Source organism: Paenibacillus illinoisensis NBRC 15959, assembly GCF_004000925.1.
Lineage (GTDB): Bacteria > Bacillota > Bacilli > Paenibacillales > Paenibacillaceae > Paenibacillus > Paenibacillus illinoisensis.
In genome coordinates this window covers 160,992-185,487 of sequence record NZ_BIME01000012.1, presented here as the reverse complement: position 1 = coordinate 185,487, position 24,496 = coordinate 160,992, and the positions used below count along the sequence as shown (strand labels likewise).

25 protein-coding genes are annotated in these 24,496 nt (G+C 47.3%); 6 read left to right on the top strand and 19 right to left on the bottom strand.

From position 1 onward, the window contains the following. Positions 1-4: 4 nt before the first annotated feature. The 4 genes from PIL01S_RS24525 to uptA all read right to left on the bottom strand — a co-directional run bounded on the left by PIL01S_RS24525 (position 5) and on the right by uptA (position 2,418). A complete protein-coding gene (locus PIL01S_RS24525) occupies positions 5-259 on the bottom strand; it encodes a hypothetical protein (protein WP_127539896.1) in 255 nt (84 codons plus the stop codon). 333 nt (positions 260-592) lie between these two features. Continuing rightward, the gene (locus tag PIL01S_RS24520) at positions 593-1,225 is read right to left on the bottom strand and encodes an MBL fold metallo-hydrolase (RefSeq protein WP_127539894.1); all 633 of its coding nucleotides are present in this window, start codon (positions 1,223-1,225) and stop codon (positions 593-595) included. A gap of 6 nt (positions 1,226-1,231) precedes the next feature. Continuing rightward, positions 1,232-1,801, bottom strand: coding sequence for a thioredoxin family protein (locus tag PIL01S_RS24515; RefSeq protein WP_095292497.1), 570 nt, complete (start codon positions 1,799-1,801; stop codon positions 1,232-1,234). A gap of 2 nt (positions 1,802-1,803) precedes the next feature. After that, entirely contained in the window at positions 1,804-2,418 is a 615-nt protein-coding gene (uptA, locus tag PIL01S_RS24510; protein WP_127539892.1) for an undecaprenyl phosphate transporter UptA, read from the bottom strand. Positions 2,419-2,579: 161 nt separating this feature from the next. On the opposite strand from uptA, the gene PIL01S_RS24505 reads away from it, so the two are divergent. Beyond that, positions 2,580-2,927 carry a dehydrogenase gene (locus tag PIL01S_RS24505; RefSeq protein WP_095292492.1) on the top strand — a complete coding sequence of 116 codons (348 nt, stop codon included), beginning with the start codon at positions 2,580-2,582 and terminating at the stop codon, positions 2,925-2,927. 110 nt (positions 2,928-3,037) lie between these two features. Here the strand turns inward: PIL01S_RS24505 and PIL01S_RS24500 are convergent, their stop codons facing one another. The 5 genes from PIL01S_RS24500 to yyaC all read right to left on the bottom strand — a co-directional run bounded on the left by PIL01S_RS24500 (position 3,038) and on the right by yyaC (position 9,430). Then, a complete protein-coding gene (locus tag PIL01S_RS24500) occupies positions 3,038-5,491 on the bottom strand; it encodes an O-antigen ligase family protein (protein WP_164764336.1) in 2,454 nt (817 codons plus the stop codon). A gap of 209 nt (positions 5,492-5,700) precedes the next feature. Beyond that, positions 5,701-6,975, bottom strand: a complete 1,275-nt coding sequence (locus tag PIL01S_RS24495) for a class I SAM-dependent methyltransferase (RefSeq protein WP_246058547.1) — start codon at positions 6,973-6,975, stop codon at positions 5,701-5,703. Positions 6,976-7,085: 110 nt separating this feature from the next. Continuing rightward, entirely contained in the window at positions 7,086-7,775 is a 690-nt protein-coding gene (locus PIL01S_RS24490) for a DUF6483 family protein (protein ID WP_127539888.1), read from the bottom strand. A 208-nt stretch (positions 7,776-7,983) separates the two neighbouring features. Next, positions 7,984-8,778, bottom strand: coding sequence for an alpha/beta fold hydrolase (locus PIL01S_RS24485; RefSeq protein WP_127539886.1), 795 nt, complete (start codon positions 8,776-8,778; stop codon positions 7,984-7,986). Between the two features lie 109 nt (positions 8,779-8,887). After that, a complete protein-coding gene (gene yyaC, locus PIL01S_RS24480; protein ID WP_246058546.1) occupies positions 8,888-9,430 on the bottom strand; it encodes a spore protease YyaC in 543 nt (180 codons plus the stop codon). Between the two features lie 158 nt (positions 9,431-9,588). Between yyaC and PIL01S_RS24475 the strand changes: the two genes are divergently transcribed. Next, on the top strand, positions 9,589-9,813 hold the full coding sequence (locus PIL01S_RS24475; protein WP_095292560.1) for a DUF1128 domain-containing protein: 225 nt from the start codon (positions 9,589-9,591) through the stop codon (positions 9,811-9,813). Between the two features lie 125 nt (positions 9,814-9,938). Here the strand turns inward: PIL01S_RS24475 and PIL01S_RS24470 are convergent, their stop codons facing one another. Both PIL01S_RS24470 and PIL01S_RS24465 read right to left on the bottom strand, forming a co-directional pair. Further along, positions 9,939-10,664, bottom strand: a complete 726-nt coding sequence (locus PIL01S_RS24470) for a pirin family protein (RefSeq protein ID WP_127539884.1) — start codon at positions 10,662-10,664, stop codon at positions 9,939-9,941. Between the two features lie 142 nt (positions 10,665-10,806). Then, a complete protein-coding gene (locus PIL01S_RS24465; protein WP_127539882.1) occupies positions 10,807-11,826 on the bottom strand; it encodes an asparaginase in 1,020 nt (339 codons plus the stop codon). A 179-nt stretch (positions 11,827-12,005) separates the two neighbouring features. On the opposite strand from PIL01S_RS24465, the gene PIL01S_RS24460 reads away from it, so the two are divergent. The 4 genes from PIL01S_RS24460 to PIL01S_RS24445 all read left to right on the top strand — a co-directional run bounded on the left by PIL01S_RS24460 (position 12,006) and on the right by PIL01S_RS24445 (position 14,002). Continuing rightward, complete coding sequence (locus PIL01S_RS24460; protein ID WP_127539880.1) at positions 12,006-12,701, top strand: phosphatase PAP2 family protein; 696 nt, start codon at positions 12,006-12,008, stop codon at positions 12,699-12,701. A 128-nt stretch (positions 12,702-12,829) separates the two neighbouring features. Beyond that, positions 12,830-13,087 carry a GlsB/YeaQ/YmgE family stress response membrane protein gene (locus tag PIL01S_RS24455; protein ID WP_127539878.1) on the top strand — a complete coding sequence of 86 codons (258 nt, stop codon included), beginning with the start codon at positions 12,830-12,832 and terminating at the stop codon, positions 13,085-13,087. 63 nt (positions 13,088-13,150) lie between these two features. After that, positions 13,151-13,558 carry a YtxH domain-containing protein gene (locus PIL01S_RS24450; protein ID WP_095361789.1) on the top strand — a complete coding sequence of 136 codons (408 nt, stop codon included), beginning with the start codon at positions 13,151-13,153 and terminating at the stop codon, positions 13,556-13,558. A gap of 78 nt (positions 13,559-13,636) precedes the next feature. Further along, positions 13,637-14,002 carry a DUF5665 domain-containing protein gene (locus PIL01S_RS24445; RefSeq protein ID WP_095361788.1) on the top strand — a complete coding sequence of 122 codons (366 nt, stop codon included), beginning with the start codon at positions 13,637-13,639 and terminating at the stop codon, positions 14,000-14,002. Positions 14,003-14,013: 11 nt separating this feature from the next. Here PIL01S_RS24445 and PIL01S_RS24440 read toward each other — a convergent pair whose 3' ends face one another. From PIL01S_RS24440 to PIL01S_RS24405, 8 genes are all read right to left on the bottom strand, one after another. Continuing rightward, on the bottom strand, positions 14,014-15,063 hold the full coding sequence (locus tag PIL01S_RS24440; protein ID WP_127539876.1) for a magnesium transporter CorA family protein: 1,050 nt from the start codon (positions 15,061-15,063) through the stop codon (positions 14,014-14,016). 106 nt (positions 15,064-15,169) lie between these two features. Further along, the gene (locus PIL01S_RS24435) at positions 15,170-15,943 is read right to left on the bottom strand and encodes a sigma-70 family RNA polymerase sigma factor (protein ID WP_095292462.1); all 774 of its coding nucleotides are present in this window, start codon (positions 15,941-15,943) and stop codon (positions 15,170-15,172) included. After that, positions 15,940-16,392 carry an anti-sigma B factor RsbW gene (rsbW, locus tag PIL01S_RS24430; RefSeq protein ID WP_095361786.1) on the bottom strand — a complete coding sequence of 151 codons (453 nt, stop codon included), beginning with the start codon at positions 16,390-16,392 and terminating at the stop codon, positions 15,940-15,942. The genes PIL01S_RS24435 and rsbW overlap by 4 nt, the downstream gene beginning before the upstream one ends. A gap of 18 nt (positions 16,393-16,410) precedes the next feature. Beyond that, positions 16,411-16,749 (bottom strand): STAS domain-containing protein, encoded by a 339-nt coding sequence (locus tag PIL01S_RS24425; RefSeq protein ID WP_095361785.1) that lies wholly within the window; start codon positions 16,747-16,749, stop codon positions 16,411-16,413. 86 nt (positions 16,750-16,835) lie between these two features. Next, positions 16,836-18,509, bottom strand: a complete 1,674-nt coding sequence (locus tag PIL01S_RS24420) for a response regulator (RefSeq protein WP_127539873.1) — start codon at positions 18,507-18,509, stop codon at positions 16,836-16,838. A gap of 16 nt (positions 18,510-18,525) precedes the next feature. Next, positions 18,526-19,398 carry a CheR family methyltransferase gene (locus PIL01S_RS24415; protein ID WP_127539871.1) on the bottom strand — a complete coding sequence of 291 codons (873 nt, stop codon included), beginning with the start codon at positions 19,396-19,398 and terminating at the stop codon, positions 18,526-18,528. A gap of 71 nt (positions 19,399-19,469) precedes the next feature. Beyond that, a complete protein-coding gene (locus tag PIL01S_RS24410; RefSeq protein WP_127539870.1) occupies positions 19,470-23,189 on the bottom strand; it encodes a response regulator in 3,720 nt (1,239 codons plus the stop codon). Next, positions 23,186-24,355 carry a PP2C family protein-serine/threonine phosphatase gene (locus PIL01S_RS24405; RefSeq protein ID WP_127539868.1) on the bottom strand — a complete coding sequence of 390 codons (1,170 nt, stop codon included), beginning with the start codon at positions 24,353-24,355 and terminating at the stop codon, positions 23,186-23,188. The genes PIL01S_RS24410 and PIL01S_RS24405 overlap by 4 nt, the downstream gene beginning before the upstream one ends. Positions 24,356-24,496: the final 141 nt, after the last annotated feature.

The window sequence follows — 24,496 nt, the reverse complement described above, 5'->3', positions numbered from 1 at the left end:
GCAATCAGACTTCATTCCGGTATTCCTGCAGCTTGTCGAACCACGGCTGGTTGCGGGCTCCGCTGCTCAAAACTCGACTTCTCCATATATTTTGCTGCTGTTCCAAAGGTTCATGCATTGCCTTGCTTCTGTAGCTATGTAGTTGAGGACGATTCGTTGCTAATTCAAGCTTGCCCGTATCCATCATCACCCGGCGAGTCTCTTCCATTGCTGAATACTTGGCACGGCGTTCAAAAGGTATAACGCGCTTTTTCTCCACTTCTTCTCCCCGCTCTCTTGTTCCTCATGCTTCACCAATTAAATACTACGTTCTAAGGTCCCGTTCCAATTACTTGCTATTCAAATCCAAAACTGTCTGCATTACAATGACTTTTCTTATGTAAGTTGTATCTGGATGACTCGTCCCTTGCCAATATTGCTGAAAATAAAAAAAGAACGCAAACCGGGTATAGACCACAGTCTGCGTGCTTCGCAAGTTAGGGTACTGCTATTTAAAGCTTTAGTTAGATGATGCCTTAACGCTTGTAACAACTAATTGCTATTCTAATGAAAAAATTGTCACTTGTCCAGACTTTCTTCACTTAAATGTCGATCATCTTGCAGAAACGTAAGGATTATTCTGCTTCTCATAACCGATGGTTGTCTTAGGACCATGACCTGGGTATACCTTCACTTCATCAGCAAAGGTATACAGCTTGTTTTGAATCGAATCGATCAAGTCTCGTTCCCGTCCACCCGTCAGATCCGTTCTCCCTACGCCCATACGGAACAGAACGTCTCCTGCAAACAAATCATTACCACACAGCAGGCTTACGCTGCCTGGGGAATGTCCAGGTGTATGATATACCTTAAAAGTATGCCCAACAAACTGGAGGGTCTGTCCTTCATCCATCGCATATTCTGCAGGATCTGTCGAAAGAGGCGGTGAAGCCTGCGGCCAGTTCAACGATCCATTCAGTTTGGGAGAGGTGAGCCAGTCACTCTCCAGATCATGCAAATAGACTGGACAGCCCTTCAATTTGCGAATTTCGTCCACACCGCCCATATGATCAAAATGAGCATGTGTCAGTAAAATCGCTTCAATTTCCAGGTCTTGAATGGCTTTGAGCAGCGGACCCGGGTTCATGCCCGGATCAATGATAACGGCTTTCCCCGGATCTTCCCCTTGCAGCAGATATGCATTCGTCTGGAGCGGACCGAGTGTAAATGTACGAATGTTAAGCATCTTGGATTAGTAACCCGAAATCAGTTCACGCAGCTCACGAATAATGACTGCATGCGACTCCGTTCCTTCCCCATAGCGTTTACCGATTTCCTGACGTACTACAGCCATCTTCTCCTGATAATCAGCTGCATCACGATCTGGGTTCTCGCGTTTAAATTCAACCATGACTTCCTGTACATGCTGAGGGCGTGGTCCCCATTGGCCCAGCACATGCCCGCCTGTATCGGCAAAAATAACGATAGGTACGGAACGGCCGCCCATCGTAAGGAATTCATCCATCACTTCAGGATGATTTTCCATAATCAAAACTTCGGTTGGAATGCCCGAGATCTCCAGCGCCTGGAATACCACAGGTATGTTGCGAACAACATCCCCACACCAGTCAGCAGCCAAAATCAAAACACGCAGATCATCGCGGTGGTTCAAGCTCTCGAAAAACTCGCGATCCTCTTCGCTTGGCCATGTGAAGCTGTCATAGTTCTTTTGAAATTCGCTTTGGTTTTTGGTCATGCTCTCAATGAATTCCTTCGGCGGCAGACCCTTACCGAATTTGTGAGACAAGTTTGGTTTACCCATAACTAGACACTTCCTCTCTTTTTTCGAACATTCATCCATTTAATAAGTACATAAATAATCATAAGTGCGAGTGCAACGAGCAGAATCGGCATAATGTAAGGTGCTGCTTTTTCGTTAATATGTTCCCATTGGTCTCCGAGTACCATCCCTAAATATATAAACAATGCAGTCCAAGGTATAACAGCAAGTGTTGTCAGCAGAATGAATCTTCCTGTATGCATTTTAGATATGCCTGCAGGAATCGAGATGGCATGACGCACAACCGGAACAAAACGCGCCGTGAAAATGACACCTGTTCCATACTTGCGAAACCACTCCTCGGAATGGTCGATGTGTTTTTTCTGGATCAGTATGTATTTCCCGTAACGTTCCAGCACAGGTCTGCCGCCATAACGGCCAATCCAGTAAATAAAGAGCTGGGCTGCTACACCGCCCACGGTACCGAATATCATAGCACCAAAGAAATTGATATTGCCCTGTGAAACGAGAAATCCTCCATATGCCAGTACAATTTCACTGGGGATGACCTCGAGCATTAATCCCAGCATAATTCCAAAGTATCCAAGGCTCTGAATCCAGTCGAACAATTGACCGACAATGTTATGAATAACGTCCATCTCGACCCTCTTTCTTCATCCTGATTGGCGGTGCTCCGCAGCACCATGGATGTTCGTCCCTATTTTAGCACAGGGCTGCAGTTTGTTGCTACTTGATCGACCCGGGTTAGTGTCCTGCAAGTCATCCTTCGCATATGGTATCGGGAGAGGAGCGTGAGAAGATGTCACCCAAATCAACACCCGGTACTCCCCCGGTCAAACATAGCAACCCTAGCCAGAAGTTACCTTCCGCGAGAGGGATTCGCAGAGCTTGCAGTAAGGAGCTGTACCGGACAGCAAAACGGCTGAAAGTCTACATTTCTCCCGATCAGATGAAACAGGCGGAAGAACTCTATTATGGAAAAGTAATTGCCAATCTGCTCTGGATCGGTGAAAACCGAGACAATCGAAAGAAATTATGCGAGTGGTGGAACAATGACGTCAGTGCAGATATAGCCTCTCTATGGAATGTGGACATTGAACCCCTTCAGGCTGCATTTCAGCAGGCATTTGGCGGATATCGTCTGTAGATACAGAGGATTCAGAGCATTTCCTACAGGAAGAAGCATGCACAGAACAAGGAAATGTTCCTTGAGCAGACCCGCCATAATTCATGTTTAAGAGAAGCAAGAAGCAGGCGTTACCCAGGTGGTTTGTTGGTCTGTCTGGTCCATTCCTGAGGAACGGCAGTTGATGCAAGAATACGTAAATGAGTGATGTAAATGGCAGCATCGTCATCTAAGGTAAACTGGCGATCATTACGTGCCTTTCCTGCAGCCACTGTGGCACTCAACTGTTCGTAATGCTCATACATTCGCACCCCTGCAGCGGCAGTCTGCCTGGCTCGGTTCGTGTAACCGGCAGCCCATTCCTGACGTGATGCATGAATCATCCAGTACAAAGCTGCGGACTGAAAATGGGTATCATACCGATTCAATGCAACTGCTTGTTCAAAGTACTTGCCAGCCTGCACTCCCTGCCCTGCTTGGGCTGCTAGTTTCCCCAGCTCCTGGTAGAGCCGCGGCTCTGCCGGGGAGTGGGACAAGCTGCTCCTCAGCAGTTTCTCTGCATCATTGGCTGTAAGAGTACGTGAAAGAGAGATGGCAATCTCCGGTCGGTATGGATTTGCGTGAAATGCAGCCGTCAATTCTGCCCTATGCTGAATTAATTCTTGCGGCGCAGATTCAGCCAAACGATACTCTACTTCCGCCACGGCATTACGCCCCGCCAGCCAGACGGTCCCCCCAAGCCAAATCAGGATGGCCAGGGCAGGCAACCATGGTATTGTCCGCATTGTTGGCATAACCTGATATGAAAGCCCTTTGGACAGAAGCGATGGTTGTACTGAGCGTTCGTTCGTAAAAACGGCTGGTACCTCTCTCGCCTGGATTACAGCATGCTCGTCCGTAGTGGCTATACGCTGTTCATTTTTATATGCGTATGACCAAGCTCCCAGCCAGATAAACAGCATCCAGACCAATGTGAAGCTCCAGTCAAAATCCATAATCCCATGCAAAACAAAAACAAGCACGGAGGGCATTAAGTGTGCTGCGTATTTCACGGTATTACGAATGGTAAAAGCAAACCAGGCACCGATCATTATTAGGCCGATCAGGCCTGTATCAAGGGCAATGTCGATCAGGCCGTTGTGGACCTCGCCTCCGACATACGGCGAGGATTGGATGGCGCGAAACATGCTGCGCCATGTATCTCCCCCGTGGCCAAGCCATGCGGCCCCGGACCAGAGCTCCAGGGCGTCCCGCCACATACGGAGGCGGGACAGCCCGGTGCCGACACCTGCCGCGAGTCGTTCGGCGGTGGAGGCCACGGCCAGCATGGCGGCGGTGGTAACCGCCAGTGCCATGGCCGTCAAGGCAGCGGCGCGCGCCCTGGCGCCGCTGTGCCACAGGCGGCACAGCAGCAGCGTGCCGAGCAGCGCAGCTGCCCATGCCCCGGCCAGGGCCAGCAGGCCGGGCACAGGTGCAGGCGCCAGCTGGGCAGCAGCCAGCTGGCGGTACAGCCAGGCCGCGCTAGCCAGGGGCGCGGCCATGGCCAGCAGCAGCAGCAGGCGGTCTCCGCGCCGCTGCCAGGCGAAGGCGCTGGCGGCGGCGATGCCTGTCGCCAGCCAGGCGCCGCGCGACTCGCTCAGCAGGAGCGCGGCTTGCGCGGGCATAAGCGGCAGCGCGGCAGCGATAAGGCGCCAGGCCGTCACGGGACGGGCCATGGCACGCGCGACTGCAGCCAGCCGCTCCAATGCGTACATGCCTACAACGGCGCCGTACGCATTGGGGTACTGCAGCAGTCCGCCGAGCCTCGCACCGGCGGAGCTGATCTCGGGGTCGGCGGTTCGCATGACCGCGAAAGGCAGCGGCAGCACGCCGCACACCGCAAGCAGGCCGCTGAACACAAGCAGGCTCCCTACAGCCTGCCATCCAACGGCGAACCATCGCACACCGTGAGCACACGAGGCCAGCATCCCTGCGAGCAGGGCAAAGATAGCCAGCAAACTCCACCGCAGCATTTCATCCATGCTGCCCTGTGTGCTTACAGAACCCAAACAGGCATGCAGGCCATAACAAACCATCATAATGATGGGCCAGATGATCCAGCCATTAAGATTCATATGCCAATATCTTATTTTCATTTCTTCATTACTGTGTATATCGTAACTTAAGCGATTTTTCAGTACGTTATTTTTCTTACTCCGCAATATACGTAAAAGAAGGAGCATGATCGCTCCCGTGAGAAGGCTCGCCGAAGAGAACAAAATGACCCCGTACACATCGAAAGGAAAATATAGCCCCCGACCCAGACATGCAGCCAACAACATGATCGTACCCATCACGCCCAATATTATCGTTAATGCCGATGTATCCAACCCAAATGTCTTCGTCTTCGCTTGTTTAAACTCGCAACTCAAGTTCAGGTCTCCTGCATCCGTAACGGATATTGGCACAGCGCTACATACATTCGTCTTTATTTCCGCTCGATTCTTACCCTTCTGATGCTCAACCATGTGATCGCTGTTTCCCTGCTGCAATTGCCTACCTCCTTCCCAACTTCTTTTATGGAACAAACAGTGCAAATCTCCCATGCTGCATTTCATTCGCAATCAGCACGCATGACATACAAAAAAAGACAGAAGACCCTCATAGGGTCTCCTGTCTTATGTCTCGCCGTCATCCTTTTCATTCATATAAAGCACAATCGTTTATTCGTTTCCATAACGGGACCCTCATACCAGTATGTCCATTCCTGGACATGGCAGACCATCAGCCAACTATGGTTAGCGCTTTGCGAAATTTAGCAGTGGTCACAAGAGTCTGGGCTGGTTGTCGATTTCCCGTTTGAACGATCTGTATTATTTTCCGTTACATCGCCTTCTGCTGTTTCAATCGGATTGGCGCCACCTGGCAGCAGGTCTGCACAAGCCCGTTCCAAGTACGGATCCGCATGTATGAAATCACGGAACTCTGTGTATTCCTTCCACATATCAGCCGTTTGACCCGCCTGTCCACGCACAGCACGAATCAGAATATTTTTGGGTGTATGCTCCATATCAATGAATTCCAGCAGTTGCGTTTTGTAACCCATCAGATCCAGAAGCTTCGCACGAATGGCATCTGTTGCCAGTGCGGAGAAGCGTTCCTTCAGAATACCATGGGACAATAACGGATTCATTACCGGAGATTCAATCTGGTCAAACAGCTCATGCTGACAGCACGGTACGGACAGTATGACTGAAGCGCCCCAGCGAACAGCTTTCTCTAGTGCCGCATCTGTAGCGGTATCACAGGCATGCAGTGTCACGACCATATCCACTTCATTCAGCTCGTCGTAATCAGCAATATCACCAACCAGGAACTTCAGATCACCATAGTGAAGCCTCTGTGCAAGAGCGTTGCAATGTTCAATGACATCCGCTTTCAGGTCAAGACCGATGATCTTCAGCGATCTGCGCTGTTGTACCGACAAGTAGTGATACAAGGCAAAGGTCAGATAGGACTTGCCGCAGCCAAAATCAACGATGGTAAGCGGACGTCCCTCAGGCAGATACGGAATGACATCCTGTACCATTTCAAGAAATCGATTGATCTGTCTGAATTTATCGTACTTACGGGCCAATACCCGCCCCTCTTCATTCATAATGCCCAGTTCAACCAGGAACGAGACAGGGACTCCCTCTTCCAGCACGTATTGCTTCTTACGGTTATGCGAGAGATCCACTGACGTCTTGGATGGAGATTTGGTCAGAATGGATACTTTATATTTTTTGCTGATCAAAATTTGATAATCTGCCTCTGTCGTACAGAGGAGCCCTTGACGAAACGTCTCTTCGCACAGCAAAGTCATGCGTTCTATCGCTTCAGCCGGAGTCAAATTCTCGTGCAGCACTTTGTTGTTATAATGAAATGCGAATTGATAATGCAGCTGATTCTTCAGCGTTACCGGCTTGACTTGCACTTTGGTATACGAGACATTGTCCCGTCTGCGCAGCTGGCTCCAGGTCGCTGTAATCAGCGAATTCTGCTCAAAGATGTCTTGTATAAGCTTTCGCAATGAATCCACGGGGTACATCTCACTTTCGATTTGGTTTGGTCAACCGTAACCATACCACAATTCCGGTGCCGCTCCAAGTGAAGACACCTAACAAGCCTTATTCATTTGTGTCCTGTTTTGTTCTCCGCTTAGCGGATGAGTTCAGCGAGACCTTCCTCCACTTCCTGACGTGGCAGGCCGCCCTGTTCCAGTTGCCCATCTTCAAGCTTGCTCAATCGTTCATAAAAGGCCTTCACATCTTCGCGATAATTCACGAGCTGCCCCTCGCCTACCCGCAGAACGCGGTACCAGCTGTTCTCGGCCAGATCATATCGCCCATGTTGTTCTTGATACAGCGCAAGCTGTTTCTCCGTACGGGCAGGAAGTTCGTATTCTTTCGTTTGTTCCAATATCGATTGCACGCGTTCCGGTGCATCCAGCAGCTTCGGGTTGGCACCATGATTCAGGGCATACAGATAAAAGTGCAATGATTTCATTAACCGGATAAGTCCTTCATCCTCTGAATCCTGTTTCTCTTGATCATCGATGCCTTCCACTCTGGCCTTCTCTCCATAAATATAACCTTCCTCTTCGATCAGCCGCGCGGCTTGCTGCAGATTGTCCACTTCAATGACTCCGCGAAAACGAAACATTTCAATGACATCCTCTGCGGGGAGAGAATTCAGCAAAGACAAATTCATGCCAAACTGCCTGCGAAGCAGCTCGTCCAATTCTGAAAGTGCCTCCGTATGTTTCCGCTGTTGTCTGAGTGTAAATGCTTTGCCAATCGCCTCGGTCATTTCCTCCATCATGCGGAGCAGATAGTCTTTTCTGAACATCAAATATGCCCCCTCATTCGCTCATTCGGATCATCATCCATTATTGCTAGTTTAATTCATGCCCTATCAAAAAGCCAAAAAGGACATCCTCTTGGATTCCAGGATGCAAAAAGAAACCCCCGTGTCTTTATAGAGACGCTCAGGGGTTTCTTAGGATAACGATATATGCTGAATGATCAACTTTGCTGAGAATAAAGACTTCAGAGATTTACGCCTTCGGTAAACCGTTCATAAATTGACTAATGACCTGAATCAACTGTTCCGGTGCTTCATACATGCTCATGTGGCCCGCTCCGGCAATGACCGCTTGTACAATATGCGGTTTATCGCTCGTAAACGTGCGTTCCGGCGGGATCACAGGGTCTTTTTCACCTGCAACCAGCAAAACCGGTAACGGTGTAGCCGATAAAACATCACGGCGATCCGGACGTTCCCGCATAGCCAGTGCGGCTCCAACTGCACCCTGAGGTGCGGTCTGGTACCCGATTTCCTTGACACGTGATACTTTTGCCGATAACCGCTCCACATGTTCAGGAGCAAACAATCCCGGAACCAATCCATCCACAAAGCTTACAATACCATCCGTCTGAATAGCCGATACTGCACGAAGACGCTTTTCCTTGCCCTCTTCGCTATCCGGATATGCGGTAGAATGGATCAAACCAAAGGCTTTTAGTCGTTCCGGATGGCGCTGAGCGATGGAAAGGGCGATATATCCTCCCATGGAGTGTCCAAGCAGGACAGCCTTGTCCACATTCAGCTCATCCATTAATTGCAGAACATCATTGCCCATTTGATCTATTGTGTATGTTCCCATAGGGGCGTCCGTCTTACCGTGTCCACGCAGATCGGGTACGATGCAGCGATAATGACGTGCAAGCTCCGGCACAACTTCATCCCAATAGGATGAACTGCCGCAGTATCCGTGAAGCAAAATAAGTGCTTCTCCCTTGCCTTGTTCGGCATAACATATCGTCGTTCCATCACATATCACTTTTTCCATATGAATCCCTCTCTCTGCGCGAATTGAATTGATTATATTCATTGTATATAACCAACTTCTTGTCATTCAAGTTGTATATTATTAAGCTTTCATCACATGAATGAAACGTTTATCTCATTTTCCTCGCCGCAAACGCTGCGTCAGCGATCGTTCGGGACATGTTCATGACGAGATGAAGCGAAGTCATCTGCAGGATGGAATAGGGCCTGGGACCATTGACGTTTACTACAGCTGCCACACTATAATGCCCAACAGGCTGCAGCTTCCCCCCTACGGATTGTGCCGGATTCAACGCATGATGGGAAAGATAATATGTACCTGTGGCATGTTTTGGACCCAGACAGGCATCAATAGCAACAATGGTATGATGTGCCGGGATTTGAGACATCCGTTTCTCCAGTGTATCTGCATCGCAAGGTGCTGCTAGCGTTCCTACAACATGACCCACTCCGTGCTCCTCCAGCAGACTTCCTGTCAAAGGCCCGAGTGCATCTCCCGATGAACGATCCGTTCCAATGCAGACAAATGTTATTTCATCAGGTGAATGCTGCTCATAAATGTGTTTGAAAAATAAAACCAGGTCTTCTCCAGGTACACCTTTTGGCGTTTCTCGACTCTGGTGGCGCACCATCTCACGCTTGTATACTGCCAATCTTTTTCCCTCCTTTACACACACAGAAGCAATGTGAATGAGTATTGTTTTTTTACATTTTATCCGATACAGGGGGATTCCCGCAAAACATTGGCCTGTGCCTGTCCAATCATGATACAATGACAACAGTTTCCGATACGGAAGGGATGGACATAACGATGGATTTGACACAACCGAACGCGGCCAACATGGAATATATGATTGAAGCGATCAAAACCAAGCTGCGTATGGCCAGCGGTGCGGCTATGCAGGCTTCGGCATTCCCCCTCGATAAATACGAGGATTTGCATGATCTGTATGAGATGGTGATGAGCAAGGAGCATCTCAGTATTTCAGAAGTGGAAGCTGTTGCTTCCGAACTGGGGAACCTGCGTAAAGCTTAAAAGCAGCCCATCTTCGTTCACACAAATAAAAAGGGCCTGCCTCCACCAAATGGAGGGCAGGTCCTTTTTATCTTTTAGCTTACTTGATATCCTCATTTGCTAGTATGACTTGTCATTTAAGCAAGTTAAGGCAAATCTACCAGTACGAATTCCGCTACTTCGCTTCCTGTGCTCGTAATCTGCAGATCACAGCTTTTTCGAATACGGGCAGCATCCCCTGGCTTCAGATTGAAATTCCCATCCGCACAGGCGATATCCACATGACCACTGATCAGAAAAAGATGAGTGCGTCTGTCTTCATGCTGTGGATACATGATTTTTTTACCGGACTCCAATTGGGTCAGATAACAGGTCACATCCTGTGCAATTGGAAGCGCGCCTTCGGCACCTTCCCCTCCCTGTCCGGATACAACGGGACACAGTCGGTTCAGCTGTTCCTGCGGGTCAAATTGCCGATTCGTATACGATGGTTTCAGCATGCGCTGGGATGGCAGGAACCACATTTGCAGGAAACGTACCGGTTCATCCTCGGACGGATTGGTCTCGGAATGTTCCACACCGGTGCCTGCACTCATCACCTGTACCGTTCCCGGCTCAAGTACCTGTTCAGTTCCCATACTGTCTGTATGCTTGAGCCTACCGGATATTACGTAACTTACAATTTCCAGGTCATGATGTGGATGTCGTTTAAAGCCTTCCTGCGGCATCAGCGTGTTGTCATTATGAGCCAGCAGGCAACCAAAATGCGCATTGCTTGGATCGTCATAATCTGCAAAAGAAAAGCTGAACTCACTGTGTATCCAACCTCGATCCGACGTGTGCCTTTCTTCCGATGTCACTACTTTAATCATGTTCATCCACCTCCAAGGGTTTAGAGCTGCTATCTACATCTGACAGCAGGTCTTGCGTGTATATGAATGCTTAGATGAATACCTGTTGGTATCTCATCTTTACCCGGGGTCCGGGGATTCTAATCACGCCCCTAGCTTATGGTTATACGCTTTCCTCAGGTGAGTGAAGCACGAATTCACAATCCGCATGTCCCACAATATTTCCGGCATCATTACGGATTTCAGGAGGGAACACTTGAGCCAGTCGTTCAATAGTTGTCCGATTGGAATATCCAATCTGTACAAGGATTGATTTAGCAATCCATGCCCATTCATCTTCAGATCCGTCGAGCACTTTAAATGTTATCCCGAGCCTTTCCTTTTTCAGTGCAAAACCGAATACTCCCTTGAAGCCGCCTTTAGCAACAATATTGCTGTCTTCCAGAAGCACCGAATCAACCCGTCCGGTTCCGCCAACCATAAGAGGCTGATCATTCATGGCAGACGTAATGGTTTCCACTGCCAAGCGAGTCGGTTCATCTTCAATTAAATCCGGGCAAGCCAGCTTCAGATACGCATTCGACAACGCCGATAAAGGCAACGAAAATACCGGAAAGCCGCAGCCATCCGTCCCGAGTTCAATTTCCTTCTGCTCAATTCCAGCCATATCAGCCATCGTTTTCAGAATTTCACGCTGCACCGGATGCTCCCGCTCCGCGTAACTGTCCAGATCGAAGTTTTTCATCTGACTGTAACCCAGGATGCCAAGGTGTTTCCCCGAACAATTATGCAGTATTCTTCGCTTCTCTCCTTGATTGCGCAGCCATTGATTTCGGCTATCATCATTCAATGGATAACTTGCCGCGCAAATCAGGCATTCTTCTCCCAATCCAAGTTTGGCCGATAATTTCTCCAGCACTTTAATATGCTCTGGCTCCGAACGATGGGAAGATGCCATGATCGCGATTTCTTGGGAGGTTAACCCATAGTGGGCTGCAATTCCTGCTCGAATGCCTGGAATAGCCTGAAAAGGCTTGGCAGATGAGCGGGTAAACGCTCTGAAATGTGGATTGCCTGCCGAATAAACGACATCTCCGTTTTCATTCGTGATGCTTATGTGTCCAAAGTGGGCGCATTCCATCACGCCTGCACGGTATTCTTTAACTAACAACGCACTCTCCATGCGAGTTCTCTCCTTTATGCTCCCAGTCTCATCTCTGCTTTGCGTCATTACGCCGCATGGGATATCTTTAAATTATAGTACAAATGCAATGTTTTTTCAGTTTTTTCGACATGATTTTCGGGTAAGCCTATAGCAATCTGGAATGTTTAACCAATCCTATCTTGAAGGAGATATCATTTATGCTGCGTGAAAGCAATTCCTCTTTGTTCAGAAATTCTCCGCGTTTACCTTGGCGCTCCCTTTTTGTCTGGAGTGGAATAGGCGTTCTGTTCAGTTCTGCTCTAGTCATTGTTTTGGCCATGTTAGGTGCCTGGCTGGGGACTCATTTTATTATTCAATTAGATGATCGAATTCAACATTGGTTTTATCTCCATTCTGAATCTCGCCTTGCCCTTCTGCCTGTCATTACCTTCATTACTGCCATTGGTTCTTTCAAGATCTCGGCATTAGCCGCAGTCTGTGCAGCGGCCCTCTTCTTTATACACCGTAATTCACGATACTCCATCTATGGCTATGTAGTTCTGGGCAGCTTTGCAGTCATGTGGCTGCTTAACGTTGGATTGAAGGAAATTTTCCGTCGAAGCCGGCCTGAACTTGATCATTTAATGGTGGTTCATGGATATAGCTTCCCCAGCGGTCACGCCATGATTTCCATGGGGTTTTACGGCATGTTTTTTGTCATCTGGGCCATTGAACGACAGACGCAATCTGCCTCCATTATGCTGCCTATTGTGTGCGGTATAGGGTTTATCGGTCTCATCGGAATCAGCCGGATTATGCTCGGCGTGCACTATCCTACAGACGTATTTGCCGGATTCGTTGCCGGACTAGCCTGGCTTGTGTGCATGATTGGTGCAATCAAACGAATGATCTGAAATTCCTTCAAATTCCAGGATGCCCATATCTGCTTCAGTTGTTTCAGCTTGATGCACGACGTTTATATACGAAGTAAGCAAACGCGAACAGACAACATCCTGCATCAAGTGTAAAGGAGGCGGTTGTTATGTGGGGCATTATTCTCAGCATCATCTTGGCAGTTATCATCGGCCTCATCGGAGATGCACTTGCCGGTCACAATATGCCTGGAGGCATCATTGGAGCCATGGTTGCCGGTTTTGTGGGAGCCTGGCTGGGTGCACTGTTGCTTGGTAATTGGGGACCCGTTATCGGTAATTTCGCCGTGATCCCTGCCATTATTGGTACAGCACTCTTTGTCTTTTTGCTGGGGCTTGTGTCCAGGTTGTTCAGACAGGCTGCCTGATCGGTCAACAAGGTGTTCGTTGTTTCGTAAACGTTTTTTAATTTAAAGAAGGAGTGATTAGACATGAATAAAGCAGAAGATCAATATCCTGTACAAAGCGGTTCGACTTTCGCAAAAGGCATTTTCATCGGTGGCTTGCTGGGAGCAGCAGCAGCATTGCTCTTCGCCCCTAAACCAGGACGCGAACTTCGCGGCGACCTTTCCGAGAAGGTTGGTATGGTTACAGACCGCACCAAGGAAGTTGCAGCCGTTGTCAGTGACAAGGCTACCGAACTCGCTAAAACTGTTTCTACCAAAACTTCCGATATCGCAAAAACGGTGAACCAAGGCCGTAACGACGTCATGGAATCGGTAAGGAAAGCGTCCGCGGATGTAGCGGATGAAGCAACTAAAGCGACCAGCGAGGTTGCTTCCGCTTCCGAGGAAGCAAAGGAAGATGCACGAAAAGAGCTGAATTCGACCAGCCTGTAAAGGCTTGAGCGAATGGTCAATAGCCAGCTGAGTTTCAGCTGGCTATTTTTCATCCATTGTAATAGGAGGAGGACTCACATGAGCAAAGTCACATTAAACGGAAATACCCCCGTTACTGGAAGCAAACCATCGCAGCAGTATGATACGGCAGAGCATCCTTTTGAATTGCGCCATGAAGTCAAAAAACTGAACACACGCCTGGATCAGCTTGCGGACAGTTTGGAAAAGGCACAGATCAAGGATATTATCGAGAATTACACCAGTCCCAAAAAACGGATCATCACCAATTTTACTGCGGGTATGGCGAGAGGACTTGGACTTACCCTCGGAACATTTGTTGTCCTTGGTCTCTTAGGTCTTATACTCAGTCAATTTGTAAACATGCCGATTGTGGGACAATACATTGCAGATCTGCTTGGATATATTGACGATTACAAGAGCTAGGCTAAGAGCCATCATCCCTTCCGCACGGAATTGCCCCGTTTCCCGGGGTCATCAGCCGGTCGCTGCGTGGGCTTCAACTTCAACAGATCTCCGGTCCAGCCTTTCATCATCATCCATACATACATGCTAGCCATGCTGGCGAGGATGAGTGCGATGACCAATACAACCCCCCATGTCTTGTCTATCAAAGGCAGGTTCTCGAAGTTCATCCCCCAGATTGCACCGGCAGCCGTTGCGGGCGTACATACCGAAGTAACGATGGTTAGTGTCTTCATAATCTCGTTACCACGTACACCGGAAGTCGCATTATCTATAGAAATGAGTGTGTCGATTTCTTTTTCATAGTGCTGAAAGAGACGCTCCATCCGCTCGATCCGGTGCTGCAGCTGCTTGAAGAAACGACTGTCCTCAATATCATCCAGATAGGCCTCCCGCGCTGCAGCCATTAATTCAGAATAAGGGATAAACAGATTGCTCCAATACAAAAGCTCAAACCGCGCTTCAAGAATTTGGTCCATCAATGTTCGAGCATTACGCGATTCCATCTTCCGTTCCAGTTCACGCAAATGCATTTCAAACTGATCCATGCCCACATGATAGTAGTGCAATATGGCCCGGAACAGAACAAACATCCCATCACGAGCTGTGTTACACTGCTGCAGCATGGCAGAGCGTTCTCCCGTATTCATAATTCCTCTGGTGTTATCATCCAAATTAATCGTTACCAAACTTTTTTGGTCGACATAGAAAAACATCTGATTATCTTTGCGTGAACTATCTTTCTCATTTTTGACTGCATATAAAAGTGAACCAAATATAACCGGATCTGTCCCGTTTAAATATCGTACAGACAGGTAATTGGAATGCACCTCTGGGATCTTACGAAGGAAGTATTGCATCTCTGGGAACTCTTCAATAAGCCCCTCTATAACTTCGGCCATCTCCTTATCTTCTGGTGCGACCCAGTCCCACCAATCCCACTGCTCCGAAAATGATAATTTGTCACGCCTGGCTGCCAGCTTGACCCGATCCACCGTCACAACATCACTCCTGGATTTCATAATATACAGCACATCCAAAACAAATTTCAAAAAAGGACACGTATGTATTCCAGTGGAATCACGTGTCCTTCTTATGCCGTACTTAACAACATCAGGGATTCACATCTCATAACATTGAAGCATTAGACATGATCTGTTTCAGTTTTTCAGTAGCTCTCTTCTGAATTCGGGAAACACTCATCTGGGATACACCCAATTTCTGAGCTATCGCCCGTTGAGACTGACCATCCTGGAAGGCCAAAATCAGCACCTTCTGCTCCTGTTCCTTCAACTGTCCCAATGCCTGCTGCAAGTCCATCCGCTTCTCCACCGAATCAAAATCATTTACGTCTGCACTGATGAGTTCACCAAGCGTTGCTGCACTTTCATCCTGAGACAGTGGAGAATCAAGTGAGACGTAGTGGTAACATTCCCGACCAGCTAACACTTCGATGGTTTCCTCTGGGGTCAGGTCAAGGTATTCAGCAATCTCATCCACACTTGGTGAGCGTTCAAACTTCACCGTCAATTCATCAATAGCATGTTGAACAAGTGCACCTTTTTCCTTGATTCGTCGAGGTACCTGAATATACCAGGATTTGTCCCGGAGATAGTTTTTCATATGACCGATCATGCTTTTCATGGCGTAAGGTTCGAACGGAATACCTAGATTAATATCGTACTGCTGCAGAAGGCGAATCAGAGCCATTTGGCCAGTCTGATACAGATCTTCGTACAGATCCGGGCGATTCCGGGCAATCTTGCCTGCTGCCATCTTCACCATCGGTTCATATTTGCGGATAAGCACTGTTGCAATTTCATTATCCTTGGTTTGCTGGTATTCCCAAATCAAACCCACGGATTCAGACATGGACTCTGGGGGAGTCACTTTTTCGTTCATACTTTCTCCTCACTTCTTGCAAGACGTTTTACGAGTACAACTTTCGTACCTTTGCCCGTCTCACTTTCCACACTGACATCATCCATCAGGGCTTGCATCAGATAGAATCCAAGTCCACCAATTTGGGCATCTGTCAGCTCAGTGTCATGAAGGCCTGCGCGTGATACTGCCGGGTTGACGTTTTCGAAGCTTGCACCCTCGTCCTTGACTGTAATAGCCAATGTTTCGTTGTCCACTTCAAAAACAACCTCAACCATACCGCCTTCGTGTGAGTAGGCATATAATACAGAGTTGTTACAAGCCTCGGATACAGCAACTTTCATGTCCTCAATGTCCTCATATGAAAATCCCATTTTGGACGCTACACCATAAAGATTCAGTCTTACAATATCCACGTAATCAGCTGTCGCCGGTAAGTTAAGGGTGACTCTTTGAACTTCTGCATTCATTCCTTTTTCGATCCTTTCCTATTGGGAATTCTTCTGTGAGACAAAGAATTTGGCAATACCCGTCATATCAAAAAGCTTCTGAATCTGCGCAGGAACTTCTTGTACTTCAAAGCGTGCTTCCATTCCATGTCGTGCCTTCAGAACAGATAACAGGATTCCAATCCCTGTGCTATCGATATACTTCAGGTCCTTCATGTTAATAATCAAATCCTGCTCCTTGTTGTCCACAAGTGGCTCCATGACCAAACGAAATTCAGGAGCTACCGACAAATCCAGTTCGCCGGTAAGATATACCGTGCACACGCCGTTTTGTGTTTCGGTCTTTGCATTGAATTTTTCATTTTTATTTGTATTCATTAGACATCTCTCTCCTGATCAATGGTTTCCTTACCTAATAACCCAACTTGTGCCCAGGTGAAACAAAATCATAATTAGCAATTATTTCAATTTGCTCGATTCATGGGTGAGGAGGCTGATTTAAAGCCCTTGCGGTCTTCCTGAAATCGTGACAATTTTTGTTTCACACTGCCCATCTTGACGGGTTTACTGATGTAATCATCCATTCCGACAGCAAGGCAGCGCTGCTGGATGCCCTCCATTACATTAGCAGTCATGGCCAGTACAACAGGCTGCTTTTCCTTCGGAAGACTTTCCCGAATTTTACGTGTGCATTCCAATCCGTCCATAACCGGCATTTGCAAATCCATAAATATATAATCATAGCCTGGATTCTCTAGAACCATATCCAGCGCCTTCTGTCCATCTTCTGCGGTATCTGATGTGAAGCCCAGCTTGCTCAGCATAATCGACATCAACTTTTGGTTAATGGGGTGATCATCGACAATTAATACGGAAGGCTGCATTTCATAACGTTCCATATTCTCCGGTTGCTCTTCCCCATTACCGATGATCAGTTCCGTCTCCACATAGCGCTGTACCTGAATGGTGAAGACAAAGGTAGCCCCACGCTTCTCGCTCGTATCCAGATGAATGCTGCCACCCATCATTTCCACTAACGTCCGGCAAATGGCAAGTCCCAAGCCAGTTCCACCATACTTGCGTGTCATCGATGTATCCAACTGAGAAAATGGCTGGAACAGGCGATCCACCTTGTCTGAGGATATCCCTATACCTGTATCCTTTACTGCAAATTCCAAGGTCATTCTACCGTCTTTTTCTTCGTTAACAGAAACTATCAGGTAGACTCCACCCTGGTCCGTAAACTTGATGGCATTGGCAATCAGATTCATCAGGACCTGACGCAGTCTAGCCATATCGCCGTACACCAAGGCAGGAACGGAATCCTCGAGGAAATAGTCCAGCTCCAGATTCTTTTTACCTGCTTCCATAGCGAACAGGCCCAATACTTCTTTGATACATGTAACGAGATCAAACGGATGCTCCTCCAGCTCCATTTTCCCGGATTCCATCTTGGTGAAATCAAGAATATCGTTAATAACCGTTACAAGTGCATCTGCGCTCTTTCGCACGATATCGATATATTCCTTCTGCTCATCCTTCAATTCCGTCTCCATCAGCAAATCGACCATCCCGATAACACCGTTCATCGGTGTACGGATCTCATGACTCATCATTGCTAGAAATTCGGTTTTGGCTTTGGCTGCGATTTCCGCTTCCTCTTTTGCCTGAATCAGCTGCTGATTCATTTTCTCGAGTTCCTGCGTTTTCTGATGAAGCAGCATGGTTTGGGTTTTCAGTCGTTTGTTCGTGATGAACATCTCGACAAAACCCTCAATTTTGGATTTGAGAATCTGGGGGATAAACGGTTTCACCATGTAATCGATGGCACCTGCCGAATACCCGGCAAATAAATGTTCTGCTTCCCTGCTGTTGGCAGAGATAAAGATAATGGGTACATCCTTTGATTTATCACGCGCTTTAATTAACTTCGCTGTCTCAATTCCGTCCATTCCAGGCATCTGCACATCAAGCACAATGACCGCAAATTCGTCTTTAAGCAAGCATCGAAGTGCCTCTTCTCCAGAAGTTGCCTTGACGAGTTTATACTGTTCCGATTCCAAAACTGCTTCTAGAGCAAGCAGATTCTCGGGGCGGTCATCTACCAATAATATGTGGATTGGTTCATTGAGCCCCATGGCTAACCCTAACCCCCTATTTGATCTTCCGGTATATTTTTTCCGTCCGGTCTAACGGCTCGTAAGCATCGCTAAATTCTGTGAAATGGATCGATTCCTTGGATCCCAGAACAAGAATGCCAAAATGGCTCAAGCTCTCATGAAATAGCCCATGCACATGGTTCCTTAGTTCATCATTGAAATAAATCATGACGTTGCGGCAAAAGATAACGTTAAATTCGTTAAATGACCGGTCTGTTGCCAAATTATGCTCTGCAAAAATAATGTTTTTTCGCAGATAAGGATGAAACATAACGGAGTTGTACTTCGCTGTATAGTATTCGGAGAAGGCTCTGGTACCCCCTGCCTCCAAATAGTTTGTTGTGTATAATTTCATCTTTTCAATACCATATACGCCTTCCTTGGCCTGCTGCAGTGAGCGGTCATTCATATCGGTGGCATAGATCCGTGCCTTGTCATACAAACCTTCCTCATGCAACATAATCGCCATGGAATACACCTCTTCACCCGTAGAGCAGCCTGCGTGCCAAATCCGAATATAAGGATATGTCCTTAACACAGGTATGATCTTTTCACGGAATGTCCGGAAGAGCGCAGGATCACGAAACATTTCGGTCACCGGAATGGACAGATTCTGTACAAAACGTTCGAATGCTGAACGTTCATGCAGAACCTTTTCCTGAAGCCCGGATATCGTTTTAAGACCTTCCGAATGTGCGTAGTGCCAGATTCTTCGTCTCAAAGATGGCAATGCGTAATTTCTAAAGTCATATCCATATAGACGGTGCATACCTTCCAATAACAACTCAATCTCAATCAATTCGCGTTCTTCATCTTGCGGCATGCGGACCGATTGTTCATCAGCCTCGGTAGGTTCCCACGGTGTCATAGATTCTCTCCACTTCTTCATTTGTTACTTGCGTAATAGCTGTATTGTTGTTCATTACCCAAACTATTGGGTTACGAATACAGCCACACGCGCATTAATGATAACAGTTGATCTGTTTGAATCGGTTTCTTCACATAATCGGATGCACCAGCTTCAATACACTTGCCCCGATCATCTTTCATGGCTTTGGCCGTCAGTGCAATAATTGGTAATTTTTCGAATCTCGGAATCTGCCGAATACGTGTCATTGCTTCGTATCCATCCATTTCCGGCATCATCATATCCATTAACACCAGGTCAATATCCGGGTTCTTATCCAAAATCTCAAGAGCTTCGCGCCCGTTCTCAGCAAACGTAACATCCATTCGATAGCCTTCAAGCACACTCGAAAGGGCAAATACATTTCGAATATCATCATCCACGAGCAGTATTTTTTTACCTTCAAACAAGGTTTCCTTGTTATGCAGCTTCTGCAGAATTCGGCGCTTGTCTTCCGGCAGATTGGCTTCTACCCGGTGAAGGAACAAGGTTGTCTCATCCAGCAGACGTTCAGGTGATTTCACGTCTTTGATAATGATGGACTCCGCATATTTGCGCAGCTTCATTTCTTCCTTGCTATCCAGCTCTTTGCCTGTGTAAATGATAATCGGCAGATCATTCAGATATTCATCATCCCTGATCTGGTCAAGCAACTCGAATCCGGTCATGTCCGTCAACATCAGATCCAGCACCATACAATCGTATCGCTGGCTATGGAGTTCGGTTAAAGCCTCGCTGCCTGTAGACACAGCCGTTATGGCAACATCATCATGCCCGATAAGTTCAATGATTGCTTTGCGCTGTACTTCGTCATCTTCCACAATTAGCAAACGTTTCAACTGGTTCTCTGTATAGGATTCGATATGCGAGAAGGCTTTATCCAGCGAATCTTTACTGGATGGTTTTTTCAGGTAGGCAATGGCCCCCATCATCAATCCTTGCTTCATATCATCAATCACGGATATAACATGAACCGGTATATGGCGTGTTGCCGAGCTGCTCTTCAGTTCGCCCAGAATCGCCCAACCATCCATGACCGGAAGCTGAATGTCGAGAATAATCGCATCCGGCAAATATTGACGGGCCATTTCGAGCCCTTTGTCTCCTTGAGTGGCCACAATTGCCTTAAATCCTCTTCCTCTCGCCATATCCATCAAAATGTGAGCAAAATTCACGTCATCCTCAATAATGAGCAGAATTTTGTCACCATCCGCTAGATTGTCCTGATCATCATCCATCTGGACGGATACAGCCGTGTCGTTTGCTGGCATGTTCATTAGGGAAATACTGTCAGGTTCTGGTGCAATGACCGTTTGCCTGCTTGAACGTATTGTCCCGGATCGGCTTGCAGACGAATCATACTCGGCAGATGCGGCCGCCAGGGAAGCACCTTCCTCTTCCGGAGCTTCTTCTTCATGATTGTCCGGAAGGTATAACGTAAACGAACTGCCCACACCTTCAGAGGACTCGACCTGAATCGCTCCGCCAAGCAGACGAGCAAGTTCACGGCTGATGGATAGGCCTAGTCCGGTTCCGCCGTATTTGCGACTGGTAGTTCCATCGACTTGCTGGAAGGCTTCAAAGATCAGATCTGTTTTGTCTGAAGGTATTCCAATTCCTGTATCCTTCACGGTAAATCCGATATATTCCTGATTGGTGTTCAGATACCCCGGAAGTTCTTCCGGTTTCATCTTCCGTCCAATAATGCTAACAGATCCCCGGTTGGTAAATTTGAAGGCATTCGACAACAAGTTGCGTAAAATTTGCTTCACACGATGCCCGTCAGTGTACACCCATTCCGGTAGATTACTTTCAAATTCAATATTGAGATCCAATTCTTTTTTATTGGCCATGGGGCCAAAGTTTTGTTTCACAAAAGCGGTCAACTCATCCATTCGAACTGTCTCATAATTGATATCCATTTTTCCTGCGTCTACCTTGGACAGGTCCAAAATTTCATCAATCATTTTAAGCAGATCCGCACCGGACATATAAATCGTTTGAGCATATTCCTGCTGTTTGCTGCTCAGATTGCCTTCCTTGTTTTCAGACAGTAATTGAGACAGGATCAGCAGACTGTTCAGCGGTGTCCGAAGCTCATGCGACATATTTGCCAGGAATTCGGACTTGTATTTGCTTGTCATCGACAGCTGCATGGCTTGCTGTTCCAACTGCGTTTTCGTTTTCTCAATTTCGTCATTTTTCTCTTCGACTTCACGAACCTGCTCTTCAAGTGCACGCGTCTTGGCAATCAATTCGGTATTAAAATGTTCGAGCTCTTCCTGCTGACGCTGCAGCAGTTCCTCAGAACGTTTGAGGGCATCTGTCTGTTCTTCCAGATTTTCATTGGAACGACGCAGTTCTTCCTGCTGTGTCTGCAGTTCCTCGGACTGTACCTGAAGTTCCTCTGTAAGAGCCTGTGATTCACGCAGCAGCTCCTCCACACGCAGACGGCGACGCACATTATTAAGAATGACACCCAGATTCATAATGAGCTGAGAGAACAACTGTTTATGCAGATCATTAAAACCTTCAAAAGAAGCCAATTCCACAACACCAATGAGTTCATCTTCAAAAACGACAGGGAAGATCATAATGCTGGTCGCGCGGGTAGAACCCGATGCTGAACCAATCTGAATGTAATCTTCAGGCGTATTTTCAAGAATAATCGGTTTCATATCCAAAGCTGCTTGACCAATTAAACCTTCGCCAACCCGATATACTTCCTTGCCAATGTCCTTGTTCTCCTCGAAGGCGTATGCCCCGTATCGTCTCAACTCATCGGGATGCTTCTCTTCATCAATCAGATAAACCACGCCGAGCTGTGCTCCAAGGACCGGAGTAAACTCACTGATAAACATTTGCGAGATCTGACGAATGGAACCAACACCTCGCAGCAATTCGGGCACTCTGGCTATGTTGGAGCTCATCCAGTTTTGATCCTGCTGTGCCTGCATGTAAGCCTTCTCGACTTCCTGTTTTTCTTCCAGGTCTGCCGATACCTCTTTGAATACATTCGCAATCTGCCCAATTTCGTCCGTAGACTTGACCTGAATCCGTCTGATGGTACGATACCGACCTTTTCCAAAACTTGTAATCATCATCGAGACTGTATTCAGCCCTCGTGTAATACTTGGGAGTACCCACAAAATCACACCAAGTGCAAGCAGCAAGCCACCAACCATAATGCCTACTGTAATCTGAACGGCACGGTTATACTCCTCGTTCGCTTGCCTGATTTCCGTATCAATCTCTTGGTCCTGAAAACGGGAGAGCGCGTTTAGACTATCTACAGCTTCCTTCTGCACAGCAAGGCCTGTTGAATTGCGGTAGTTGTTTCCATCTTCCACACGTCCCTGGGACATCAAGCTGATCTGTCTATTCGCATATGAATTATATGATTCCCAGGCAGCATCTACACGGTCGACCAGCTGATGCTCGCCTGCACTATCCGCCCGTTCACGAACTTCCTTGAGGAAACCTTCTCCTCGCTCCTGCATTTCCTTAAGGTCATTTTCTGCAGCATTCGTTGAGTTATTTGGGTTAAGCAGCAAGTTAGCCAGTACTTTCGCTATATCATTAACTTCTCCGCGTACAGACGAAGTATATCTAACCTTTAAGTACCGCTCCTGATACATCTGATCAACCTGTTGATTGCTGCTATTCAGCCGTTCATAGCTTACAAATGTAAGTACAATCAAGATGGCCATGAGAGCGGTAAAACCAATCAGCAGCTTATTTCTGATCTTCATTCATTTTCCGCCCCTTTATTTAACGTAATCCACACCAGGCATTTATCATCATCTCGCTCTTGGGGAATCTCGTCATCAAAGAACACAGCCTGCATGTGAGCTTCATTCCATTGATGTGAGCCCTTCAGCTGCTCTTTCAGGAATTCCAGTTGCTCCTCCTGATCCCCTTGAACGGCCTCCAGCAGTCCATCGGTATAAAGCGCAATATGTCCGTCACCCTCGTAGTGGATGGTCTGTGGTTCAATATCCATCTTATCGAACAAACCTACCGGACAGCATACGGCATCAAAAGTCGCTACACTACCATCTTCCTGGAAAAACAATGCCGGCGGATGCCCCGCGTTGACATAGTCAATACGCTTCATTCGGGTATCTACAACCAGATATATAGCTGTAAAGTAGTACTGTACCAACTGCTTTTCCAGATGCAGCTGATTAAAGCGACGATTCAACTCCTGAATTACCTTCTCGGGGTCTACGTAGGTCGTAACCGTATCCTTCAATACCGAAGCGATAAACATGGTAAACAACGAAGATGAAATACCATGTCCCATCATATCCAGCAGCAATACCCCATATCGTCCTTCACCAAGCGGGTACCAGGAGTACAGATCTCCTGCCAGTTCAAAAGAAGGTTTATAGATGGCATTCACATGGAACAACGGATCCTCAATCGCCGGGCTTAACACCGCATTCTGCACCATGGCAGCCAGCTTAAGCTCATCCTGAATGCGCTGATCGCGTTCCTTATGCCAATCCTTCTCCTGCTTTAAACGGAGAGCAAGCCGAATTCGGGCCATTAACTCCACCTTGTTAATTGGTTTGGTTACATAATCTGACGCTCCTGCATCCAATGCTTCGGCAAGTTTCTTGGAGTCGCCGATTGCTGTAACCATAATAATAGGAATATCCTTAAGATTTTCGAATTTTTGTACGACACCGCAAGCTTCAATTCCATCCATTTCAGGCATCATCATATCTAGCAGAATCAGGTCAATATCCGACGGTCTGGGACGCAGTTCGTTGTTTTCCTCCCCGATTCCCAAAACTTCAAACATTTCCATGGCCGAACTCGCGGTTATAATGTCACGATAGTTCTCTTTTTTCAGAATCTCTCGAATAATAATGACATTCGTCGGATTGTCGTCAACAATAAGTATTTTCATTTCTATCTCCCTTATCTGTGGCGTTCCGTTCCGGGTTTGTCGATTTTTATCAAGTCGTGTAACAACCCAAAATATACATTTTTCGCAATCAATACAGCGGTAGACATAACATTTCCTACTATAACTATAATCGTAAAAGCA